The sequence below is a fragment of the Pseudoalteromonas sp. genome (assembly GCF_041613455.1).
In the GTDB taxonomy this organism is placed as follows: Bacteria; Pseudomonadota; Gammaproteobacteria; order Enterobacterales; family Alteromonadaceae; genus Pseudoalteromonas.
Genome location: NZ_JBFJHD010000002.1, coordinates 48,442 through 59,506, shown reverse-complemented (window position 1 = coordinate 59,506; position 11,065 = coordinate 48,442). Strand labels below are relative to the sequence as shown.

Sequence of the window (11,065 nt, the reverse complement as noted above, 5' to 3'; positions counted from 1 at the left end):
ATAAAGCGCCAATATCCTCGCTGTTAAGCTCGCCGCTGAGCTGCGTTAGGCCTTCTTGCCATTGCCCCTTAGTGCGTAAAATATGCTGGTTTTTATCAACCACCAACTCTGAGATCAATAACCGTTGCCCATCACCTAAAAGCGAGGCACTCACTTTATCAAGTTGGTAACTGCTTACTTTACAGTCGGCGCACTCAAACTCGATGGCGGGTAACTTGGTCAGCCAAGTAAGATCCGCTGCCGTGGTGCGGTTATTCTCGCTAGGCCCACTGGGCGCGCTAAAGTTAATGCGTAAATAATCGCTATCAATACGAATGGGCTGGCTAACTTGTGAGCGGGGAATAAACACCCCTGCGCGTAATTCTTTGGCATTTAATTTGATATATAAATCATCTAATTGTGGCGCTAAACGCATTTCAACGTCATTAAACTCAATATCGCTGACGTGCAACTGCTCTATATTCGCCACCACTTGGTGCAACGGCGGCATCACACTGGGTGCTGTGTCAGCGGGCTGTTGCTTGGCGACTTGAATGATTTGCTCAATCAGCTCTAACCAAGGTAACAGTTCTGTCTGTGTTAAATTGATACTGACCGCGAGATCTTTTTTATTTAGCCCCAGATCATTTTTACCAATCACAAAATGGGCGTTACTCAATTGCGCTTTGCTATTGTCTAAAATGCCATTGAAGTAAAATAACTGATTAATATTAGCGGTGATCAAGTTAGAGATATTATCGCCTTGTATCACCGCGTTGAGTGGCCAAGTTTGCTCGCTTTTTTTGGCGTAACGCCCTGGCAAGGTGCTCTTTATCCCTGTTAACGGTGATGTAAGCTGCGCGCGATAATTAAATCCCTGTTCGGTAAAATTAAGCACTAAGCCAAGGGCTAATTCACTTTGCCCCGTGAGGTAATTTTTTAAAATGCCTTGGCCATGGTTAATTAGCGTATCGGCATTGAGTTGCGCTGCAATGTCTATGTTGGCGCGGTAATCGGGCTCATTACTGTTGCTGTGGTAGTTAATTTTAAGCGGCATGCCCAGCCAGGTAGCGGTTGCATTTTTTAAGCTGATCTGCTCATTTTCAAACTGCAGTTCACCTTGTAAATTATTCAGCTCAATACCTGGAGTCGTGATATATAACGATTGATCCGCTAACTGAACCTTCCCTTTCACGGTTGCGCCATTGGCAAACTTATCACCAATTAACAGTTCAATATCTGCCGTGGCATGGCCTTTACCGCGGACAATATCAAACACCTCGGCTAAGGGACTGGCCAGTGGCGTAGCGGCAAAAAATGCCTGCATTTTGCTCAGCTCTGCACGTTTATCTATTTTTACGATTATTTCATCGCTGTGCAGCAAGTCATCTATGCTAACTCGCACACTATTGCCAACCTCCAGGTTAACCAAACTGCCTTGCTGGCTGTAAATATCCATGCGCTGATTAGCGAAATGTAACTGCGCGCTGGCGTTGGTGACTGCTGGCCAATCGGGATCAAAAGCAAATGTGGCGTTATCAATTTGTGCTAACACATCAAATTGCCCGCTACCATCGGTAAAGGGAAATCCAGCCAGAGGACCCGAAAATAACACTTGGGCTTTGCTGACTTCTCCCGCTTTTATTGCACCATTTAGGTAGCTCACCAATGCCGGGCTCATGGCTTGCAGCGGAAAGTAATGACCCGCAATACTGGCATCGGCTGCAAATGCTTCGGCGTATAAGTCTAACCGTGGAGTCTCTGTTAAGCTTAACTGCATTTCAGCGGCTAAAGTCACTTCATCATTATCAAGCCAAATATTATCGCTGCTAATATGCCAATCATCACCGCGTTTCGCTAAGTCGAGCACCACATTTAATTGTGCATAGGCGATGTCGTGACTAAAGCTTTCACCGGTAATTAAATGATTATTTTCACCAAAGAGCGTCAGTTTGCCATATTGCTGATTAAGCAAACCGCTCACGCGTAACCCTTGTGCTGCCGGTATGCCATTGTGCTCTTGCCAGCCAATGTCGTTGGCCTCAAACCACAATTGCCAATCGTGCTGATGGTTAAATGCCAAATAAGCCTGGTCTATTTGCCCGCGCGGCTGACGAATCAAAAAAGGTTGTAAATCGGCAAAATTGGTCAGCTCGGCTAAATCGCTCAGCAAGGCAAAATCAAATTGCTGTAACCATATTTTATTTTGTTTACCTAATACGGCTTCAAACTCTAAACTGGGCCATGCTTGCTGATTACTGGTAAATGCCAAGCCAGTACTTTTTAAATGCCAACTATTTTGCTCGGGGTACAAATGAAAGCCCCCTTCGCTTAAGCTGAGTTGCTGTTTTTCATCGGCTAATTGCCAATGCACAAAGCTTGGCAGCCACTGCACCTTCACATCGCTAACCAGCCCTTTATCGAGCTGTAACCAAGCCTGTAAATTGATATCGCTCTGCAGCTGTTGTTTTTCGGTGTTAATGTATTGTGCTAACCAATTAGCAACATCGACTTTGTTCGCGTGCACATAAATATCGCCCGCCATTTGCTCTAAGGTTTCGCCTTTTAAGGCAATGCGCGCGTCAAAATTGCCTACCGATATGCCCGGCAATGCTAAGCTGCCACTGCCTAAATGCTGTTTATTTTGATTTTGCCAGACAATATTTTCTAGCAGCAGCTTGCGCTCTTTACCATCTTCTAAGATAAAGTTAATACTGGAGTTTTCTATCGCAAAGTGGCCGGTTTCGCCTAAAAATAACTCTTCTATTAGCTCTTTTTGCTCAAACGACACTTCGCCTTCGTTACTGGTAAACAAGTTAGCGACATTAACCGTGGTATGAAAGCCATTAATCACAAAGTAGTTCGACTTTAACTGTAAGGTTTTTACGCTTTCCCACAAGTTAAGCTCTAAGCTTGTTTTAGCAATAGTGAGTGATATCGGCGCGGTTTGATTGTCTTTAAATGAGAGTTCTTCAAGCACTAAAGCGGGGCCACTACCTTGCCAACTAGCTGAAATAGAGCCGATTGATAGGCTAATATCAAACTGAGTATGCAGGTAATCTTCGATGTCGGTTTTATAGTCGTTGGCGTAGGGTAAAGTGTATTTTAAAATGGAAACAATGACGGCCAGTAACACTAAAATTATGGCGCTGAGTTGCCATAATTTTCTGAAACAATAAAAACACACCGCCTTGGCTTTCATTACATCATTACCACATCAAACTGTTCTTGGCTGTAGAGACTCTCGGTTTGAATATTGACTTGCTTGCCAATAAATAACTCCAACTCGGCTAAGTTGTGGTACTCGTCATTTAACAACGCTTCGCTTACTGCGGGCGCCGCATAAACCACAAATTTATCAGCATCATACGCACGATTGACCCGCACGATTTCACGCAGGATTTCGTAACACACGGTTTCCACTGTTTTTTGTGAACCTCGTCCTGAGCAGGCGGGGCACACATCACATAAAATATGCTCTAAACTTTCACGGGTGCGCTTACGGGTCATTTCCACTAACCCCAGTGCCGATAAGCCATTAATATTCGCTTTGGCGCGATCTTTCGCCAGCGCCGACTCTAATGAATGCATTACGCGACGTTTATGATCGTCACTCACCATATCGATAAAGTCGATAATAATAATGCCGCCCAAGTTGCGTAACCTAAGCTGACGCGCAATTGCAGAGGTAGCCTCGACATTGGTATTAAAAATGGTTTCTTCTAAATTACGGTGGCCGACAAACGCGCCGGTATTCACATCAACCGTGGTCATCGCTTCGGTTTGATCTATGATTAAATAACCGCCCGACTTAAGGGTCACTTTGCGATGTAGCGCTTTTTGAATTTCGTTTTCAACATCAAACAAGTCAAAAATAGGACGCTCCCCGGGGTAATACTCCAACACTGGGGTCAGTAACGGCACAAATTCTTCGGTAAACTTTTTTAGTTCTTGATAGGTTAGCTTAGAGTCTACCCTAATGCGCTCCATATCTTCGCCCACGTAGTCGCGTAGCGTTCTAAACGCAAGCGTTAAGTCTTCGTGTAAAATACTAGCCTTACTGGTTTTTCTACGTCGTGATACCACTTTTTGCCAGAGTTTCTGTAAAAATGCCGCATCGTGTCGTAGTTCAGCTTCACTGGCACCTTCGGCGGCGGTACGAACGATAAAACTGCCGTTTTCATCGCTATATTCGGCCACTATTTTTTTCAGCCGAGCACGCTCTTCTTCCGTTTCTATACGCTGACTGACGCCAACATGGCTGGCATCGGGCATAAACACTAAATAGCGCGAAGGGATGGTGATATCTGTGGTTAAGCGAGCACCTTTACTGCCCAGTGGATCTTTCACCACTTGCACCATAATATACTGGCCTTGACGTACTAACTCTCTAATATCTTGTACTTTTTTAATCGGTGTGTCGTCAACGCCTTCAACCAGTGAAGCACTATTAACAATGTCAGAAGCATGCAAAAAGGCCGCTTTATCTAAGCCAATATCGACAAAAGCCGCTTGCATGCCGGGCAGCACGCGACTAATTTTTCCCAAATAAATATTGCCAACAATACCTAAGTTACCAATGCGTTCCAGTTGTATTTCTTGCAACACACCGTTTTCAATTAGGGCGACACGGCTTTCACTTGGCGTGACATTAATTAGTAATTCGATACTCATGTTACCCTCTTAAGAAGCTGTGTAATAATTGTTCTGTCTCATATAAAGGTAAGCCTACTACGGCAAAATAGCTACCCGAAATATGGCTAACAAAGCGTCCACCTAAGCCTTGAATACCATACCCGCCTGCTTTATCGTGCGGTTCGCCACTTTGCCAGTAAGCATTTATTTCATCATCCGTTAAGCGCTTAAAGGTCACATCGGTTGTGACTATGCAACTCAACACTTTATCTTCACTAGCAAAAGCAATGGCGGTTAATACTTGGTGTGTGCGCCCCGATAAACGTTGCAAGGTGTCGGTAAAATCGGCTTTATCACGAGGCTTGCCTAAGCATTGATTATCAATAACCACCACGGTATCACTGCCCAACACTGGGCGATCGGTATAGCCCAGCGCAACCCCTGAGCTGGCTTTCAAGCGTGCTAGACGTTCTACGTAGTCGCGGGGTAACTCACTGGCAAGCTGGCGCTCATCAGCATCGACACTAAACTGAGTAAATTCGATGCCTAATTGCGTTAACAGCTCTTTGCGGCGAGGAGAGGCAGATGCCAAATATACTGCGCTGGTCATTTATCTGATCCTAAAGTGTCTACGATATTTACGTAATAATAAAAACACCCAAACCCAACTCAACATACCGGTTAATACTGGCCATAAGTAGTGGGGGCTAAAATAGACACTCAATAAAAAGTGATTCAGCCAAAACTGCATTAAGTGGTAGAGGGTTAAAAACAAACCGATTAACAAGCTTTGTTGCCAAAGCGAAAAGTTACGAATTTTTTGAAAGTTACTCGCTGTTACAAAAATACATATTGAGTAGGTCAGTGAGTTTACTCCCAGTGGCGAACCACTGGCTAGATCTATCAGTAACCCGACCACCCAGGCACTGCCTATATTTAACTTATGGGGCACAGCCAGCGACCAATACATCAGTACCAGTAATACCCAGTCGGGACGAAACGGTTCAAACGAAAAAGGTAATGGCATTAACGCCATTACGAGAGCAAAAAAAATGCTCAGTGCAATAAGCAAAGAAGAGCGGTTAATCATCGCTTATCTGCTCCTGTTGGTTGCGCCACAACACCACGAGTAAGCGGATCCTATCGAGTTGCGCTATCGGCTCGGCATAAACTTGCGCAAACGGTTGCCCTTCATCGCGGTTAATTTCGGTAACCACCGCCACCGGGTAACCTTCAGGGAACGTGCCACCAAGCCCTGAAGTCACTAACACATCGCCAATCCGCACATCTAAGCTATGGGGTACGTGGGAGAGCTTAACCACATTAATTTTACCTATACCCTCAACCACAGTGCGTACATCGTTACGTAAAATGCGTACCGGTGTCGCATGTGTGGTGTCGGTCATTAACAACACCCGCGACGTAGTAGAGCCCACTTTAGTTAACTGCCCTACCACTCCCATATCATCTATCACCGCTTGGCCTTCGCTAAGGCCATTGGTGGTGCCGCGATTAATAACCACTTGATGACTATACGGGTTGGAATGCACCGAAAGTACTTGCGCAATTATTTTACGATTGGGGTGTTTTGCCGATGAGCCTAATAAAGCACGTAACTTTTGATTTTCTCTGGCTAGAAATTGATACTGCTGTAATTGCTCACTTTGCAGCATTTGCTTTTTTTTCAGCGCTTCATTTTCAGTGAGTAATTGCTCGCGGGTGTGTAAACTTTTGGCCCCTAGGCTAAACAGCTCATAGGGTAAGTTTGCCACATAAATCAATGGGCTCACTAAGGTATTTAAACTGGTGCGAACTGTGGTGCCGCCTTGCGTGTATTTGTCGCCAATAATCAGTATGACACTCAAAAGCACTGCGACAAAAAGTCGCAGTTGCAAAGAGATCGTATGCCCAAACATTGATTTCATTAGTCGTAACTAAAAACGTCACCGCCATGCACATCAATCATTTCAAGCGCTTTACCGCCCCCACGTGCGACACAAGTCAATGGATCATCGGCAACCACAACGGGAATACCGGTTTCTTCCATTAGCAAGCGGTCTAAATCTTTTAGTAATGCACCACCGCCGGTTAATACCATGCCGTGGGCTGATATATCAGACGCAAGCTCCGGTGGCGACTGCTCAAGGGCAACCATCACTGCGCTCACAATACCCATTAACGGCTCTTGGAGTGCTTCTAATATTTCGTGTGAGTTGAGTATAAATGAACGCGGCACGCCTTCGGCTAAGTTGCGGCCACGCACTTCAATTTCTATTGGCTCATCGGTTTTAAACGCGGAACCGATTTGGTGTTTAATGTTTTCAGCCGTGGCTTCGCCAATTAAGCTGCCAAAGTTACGACGCACATAGTTAATAATTGCTTCGTCAAATTTATCGCCACCAATACGCACTGACGATGAATACACCACACCATTTAATGAAATTATTGCCACTTCAGTGGTGCCACCACCAATATCAACTACCATTGAGCCAGTTGCTTCAGACACAGGTAAACCGGCACCAATGGCTGCCGCCATCGGCTCTTCAATTAAATACACTTCACGGGCACCCGCGCCCATAGCAGACTCACGAATGGCACGCTTCTCTACTTGCGTGGCACCACATGGGACACAAATCAGCACGCGGGGGCTCGGACGCATAAAGTTATTGTTGTGCACTTGTTTGATAAAGTGCTGCAGCATTTTTTCGGTCACGTAAAAGTCTGCAATCACCCCGTCTTTCATTGGGCGGATCGCTTTAATATTACCCGGTGTACGGCCTAACATTTGCTTTGCTTCGGTGCCTACCGAGGCAACACTTTTAGGTCCGCCAGCACGTTCTTGACGAATAGCAACCACTGAAGGTTCGTTTAATACAATACCTTCTTCTTTTACATAAATGAGGGTATTGGCTGTACCCAAGTCGATCGATAGATCGTTTGAAAAAATACCACGGAGTTTTTTAAACATGAGGCTGGATGACCTTTGAAAATTCGTTCTTATTTAAGCTGCTTTCACTCTATCACTTACATGGTATGTGAGTAATTAAGCACAGCTGCCTTTGTAATCGGGTTAAAAAAGGAAGCATTGCTTCCTAATTAAATATTATCGTTCGCGGACTAAGCGAAAACCAATGTAATTAGACCTAAAATCGGGCGCTAAAATTAATCGCGTTGAGGCGCGCGCTAAGCTCGGTGCAAAATTCCATGCCCCACCGCGCACAGCGACATCAGACTCGCCGGCCTTTTTACTGGTCCATTCCCACACATTGCCTACGGTATCGTACAAACCAAATGCATTAGGAGAAAATGATCCTACCGGTGCCGCGCTGTTGTTTGACCACTCGCTACCACACCAACCACAGTTTGCTAAGTTTTTACCAATGTCATTACCCCAAGGGTATTCTGTTTCACTGCCGGCGCGCGCAGCGTATTCCCACTCAACTTCACTTGGTAAACGAAACTGTTGACCGGTTTGCCCTGACAGCCACTCGGCGTAGGCTTTAGCGTCGCCGTAGGTTAAGCACACTGCAGGAAAATCATTGTTTTGCTCATAGCCTGGGTTGCGCCACGTTAAATTTACATCCCAAATGGGTTCGCCATTTAAATAATAGGCACAGCCTTTATTTTGTTCGGCTTGCGTTTTATAACCGGTATTCGTGACAAATTCGTCGTATGCGCCCACAGTCACTTCTTTACTTTGCATAGCAAAAGAATTGGCGATGGCTTTTTCAGTAACAGGACGCTCATTCGCTAAACCGTTACCACTAATATCCCCCATCCGAAATTTACCAGCAGGAATAACCACCACCGGTGTTTCAAGATTCGTATTAAGCGCATTTACGTTTTCTGTAATGGCACGGGTTGTTTGTTCTGGTTGCTCACGAGTGTATGTCGGTGCAGCAATCGACTCAGGCTTTTTTACTAAGTTAGCGTAAATTGTTTGTGCTTTATCTAAATTTACTCGTACTTGGTAAGGTTTGTAGCCTAATTTACGTATTTCAACATTGTGTACACCACGCGGTAAACTTGTGACTAACCGTGTTGAACCAAAGCTCACCCCATCAATAAACACTTCATCATCATACACGTTTGATCTAAGTGTCAACTCTACCGTTTTGTTATTATCGTTATTGGTTATTAAACGGTTATTTGCCGCAGCGGGTGCTGAATATTTACGCACTGATTGCTGATTGATGGCGCTTGAAACTGGGCTATTATCCGCATTACTGCTGAATGTTAACTGACTATCGCTAAAGGTGGTGCCGTAAGCCGGTTGATAGCTTGCCGTCAGTGGCGTGCCGTACTCTGAACAATAGCGGTTATCTATGCTTAATAAATTACATAAGCGGCTGCTATTTACTTCGCCGCGCATAGTAACACTTAAATTAACGTTATAATTGCCTTGTCCGCTAAATGCACTACTGACTACATGGCTAGTTAATATTTGCACCTGCGCACCCGCCAAATTACGTTTTGGCTCTACCAGGCGTTCTTCGGTTAAGTTAGCAAATATTTGGTCTACAAAGCGTTTTGTCGCTTTTTGCAGTCCCATTTGTTGCCCTCGTTGCTCACACGCTGCCAACGTTTCAGTACGCTTACAGTTAATAGTATGATTAACCTCAAGTGTTCCTTCGCGGGTAAATTCGTTGCGTAAACGCTCTACTCGCGCGGTGGTGAGCTGCTCTTTTAAGCTTTCAAGGGTATTTAATAAGGTGTGCTTAGCCACGCGAATTTGTTCGATGTCTTTACGGTGGGATGCAATTGCCGCCAACTGCATAGAAATATCATCTTTGTTTTGCTTGTGATCAACCACCGCTTTTTGATAGCGCGACTGAGCTGCTGATATATCAAGGGTAGGATCATCAATTAACCGACGATACATTTCGTTCATCGCATCGAGCGCTTGGTTTTTTTCTTTATCTAGCTCGGTTGACCGTGAACGCAGAAGTTGCAACTGTGTTTGCAGTTGATTTTCTTCTTTTAAATGTTTATCAAGTATGGTGGTTGATCTATCAAATTCTGTTTGTTTTGTACTGATCTCTGCTTCAAGGCCAGTTACAGTTGCAGTATCTTGTGCAAATGCACTACTAGCTAACAAACTTGCTGAAATTAACAGAGATAAAGGGGCAATTCTCATATATTCTAGTCCCAAAAAGCGGCAATTATTTGGTCGTTATTATTTTTTATAATAAAGGCCTTATGCTATGTACTTGCAGCACAAAACACAAGCTTTGTTCAATTATTATCTGAGTTTACAACTATTCACGTGTTTCACGCCAGTAAATAACTGGATCATTTTCTTGAAAATGGCGTAATTATATCAAGCAACAAGGTTTCGTGGCGTTTTCTCTGCCAAGTTGCGATATTTTCACTAAGCAAAGCAACAGTAATATAAGTACACTACAGCCCTACTGACAACTCAAGGAGCGATATTATTTACTTAAAATACACAGTTAACAGAAAAATTAGCGGCGCAATACTCAAAACGAGCAGCAACAGGTTACAATACAGCTATTCCGCCACGCGACATCACAAAAACAATGCCTAACTCATTTACCGTACACGAAAATAGCCCACTGCAGCCAATAAAGTGCGATTTATTAACCGCTAAAAAGCTATTTTTAACGGTTAAGCGCGATGATTTACTGCACCCACTGATCAGCGGCAATAAATGGCGTAAACTTAAATATAATTTGGCACAGATGAAAGCGCGCAACAAAACCGAATTACTCACTTTTGGCGGCGCGTTTTCAAACCATATTCATGCCTGCGCCGCAGCGGGCCACTATTTTAATATAAAAACCCACGGCATTATTCGCGGCCCGCATTTAGACGCTAATAACCCGACTCTGCAATTTGCACAGCAATACGGCATGCAATTGCACCCCGTCACTCGAGTTGAGTACCAACAACGTGATAATGCAAACTACATCGCAGCGTTACAAGCGCGCTTTCCCAACGCTTATATTTTACCCGAAGGGGGCACCAATCAATTTGCCTTAGCTGGCTGTGCAGAGCTGGCACAAAGCTTACCCAAGCATGACTATTTAATTTGCCCCACTGGCAGTGGCGGCACATTAGCGGGGTTAATCGAAGGCAGTCCAGCGTCCACTCAGGTGCTGGGAGTTGCGGTATTAAAGCAAGCCGATTACCTACGCGAGCATATAACAGCATTGAGTGCAAAAGCAGCGCAGCAAAGTAATTGGCACTTACTATGCGATTTTCATGATGGCGGCTATGGCAAATTTTCTGCCGATCTTTGGCAATTTTGCCAGCACATGTCGACTCAACACCACTTACCCTTAGAGCCAATTTACAGTGGTAAAATGATGTATGCATTATGGCAATTAATTGCTCAAGATTATTTTGCACCGGGAAGCAAAATTATTGCGCTACACACAGGTGGCTTACAGGGCTTAGCGGGCCTCAAGTATCGAAAGGTAATTTAACC

At 44.6% G+C, this 11,065-nt stretch carries 8 protein-coding genes; 1 reads left to right on the top strand and 7 read right to left on the bottom strand.

Annotated elements, in window-relative coordinates:
- The 7 genes from ABYB02_RS00495 to ABYB02_RS00465 all read right to left on the bottom strand — a co-directional run.
- Positions 1–3,181, bottom strand: a 3,181-nt coding sequence (locus ABYB02_RS00495; RefSeq protein WP_372759952.1) for a YhdP family protein, incomplete at its 3' end; no start/stop codon positions are given.
- Positions 3,181–4,653 (bottom strand): ribonuclease G, encoded by a 1,473-nt coding sequence (gene rng / locus ABYB02_RS00490; protein ID WP_372759950.1) that lies wholly within the window; start codon positions 4,651–4,653, stop codon positions 3,181–3,183. The genes rng and ABYB02_RS00495, both read right to left, overlap by 1 nt.
- Position 4,654: 1 nt before the next feature.
- Positions 4,655–5,224, bottom strand: coding sequence for a nucleoside triphosphate pyrophosphatase (locus ABYB02_RS00485; RefSeq protein WP_372759948.1), 570 nt, complete (start codon positions 5,222–5,224; stop codon positions 4,655–4,657).
- On the bottom strand, positions 5,225–5,704 hold the full coding sequence (gene mreD, locus ABYB02_RS00480; RefSeq protein ID WP_372759946.1) for a rod shape-determining protein MreD: 480 nt from the start codon (positions 5,702–5,704) through the stop codon (positions 5,225–5,227). It lies immediately after the preceding gene.
- Positions 5,697–6,539, bottom strand: coding sequence for a rod shape-determining protein MreC (mreC, locus tag ABYB02_RS00475; RefSeq protein WP_372759944.1), 843 nt, complete (start codon positions 6,537–6,539; stop codon positions 5,697–5,699). The genes mreD and mreC overlap by 8 nt, the downstream gene beginning before the upstream one ends.
- Positions 6,539–7,582, bottom strand: a complete 1,044-nt coding sequence (locus ABYB02_RS00470) for a rod shape-determining protein (protein WP_011329327.1) — start codon at positions 7,580–7,582, stop codon at positions 6,539–6,541. Before ABYB02_RS00470 ends, mreC begins: the two co-directional genes overlap by 1 nt.
- 135 nt (positions 7,583–7,717) lie before the next feature.
- Complete coding sequence (locus ABYB02_RS00465) at positions 7,718–9,751, bottom strand: SUMF1/EgtB/PvdO family nonheme iron enzyme (protein WP_372759942.1); 2,034 nt, start codon at positions 9,749–9,751, stop codon at positions 7,718–7,720.
- Between the two features lie 403 nt (positions 9,752–10,154).
- Between ABYB02_RS00465 and ABYB02_RS00460 the strand changes: the two genes are divergently transcribed.
- The gene (locus ABYB02_RS00460) at positions 10,155–11,063 is read left to right on the top strand and encodes a 1-aminocyclopropane-1-carboxylate deaminase/D-cysteine desulfhydrase (RefSeq protein ID WP_372759940.1); all 909 of its coding nucleotides are present in this window, start codon (positions 10,155–10,157) and stop codon (positions 11,061–11,063) included.
- Positions 11,064–11,065: the final 2 nt, after the last annotated feature.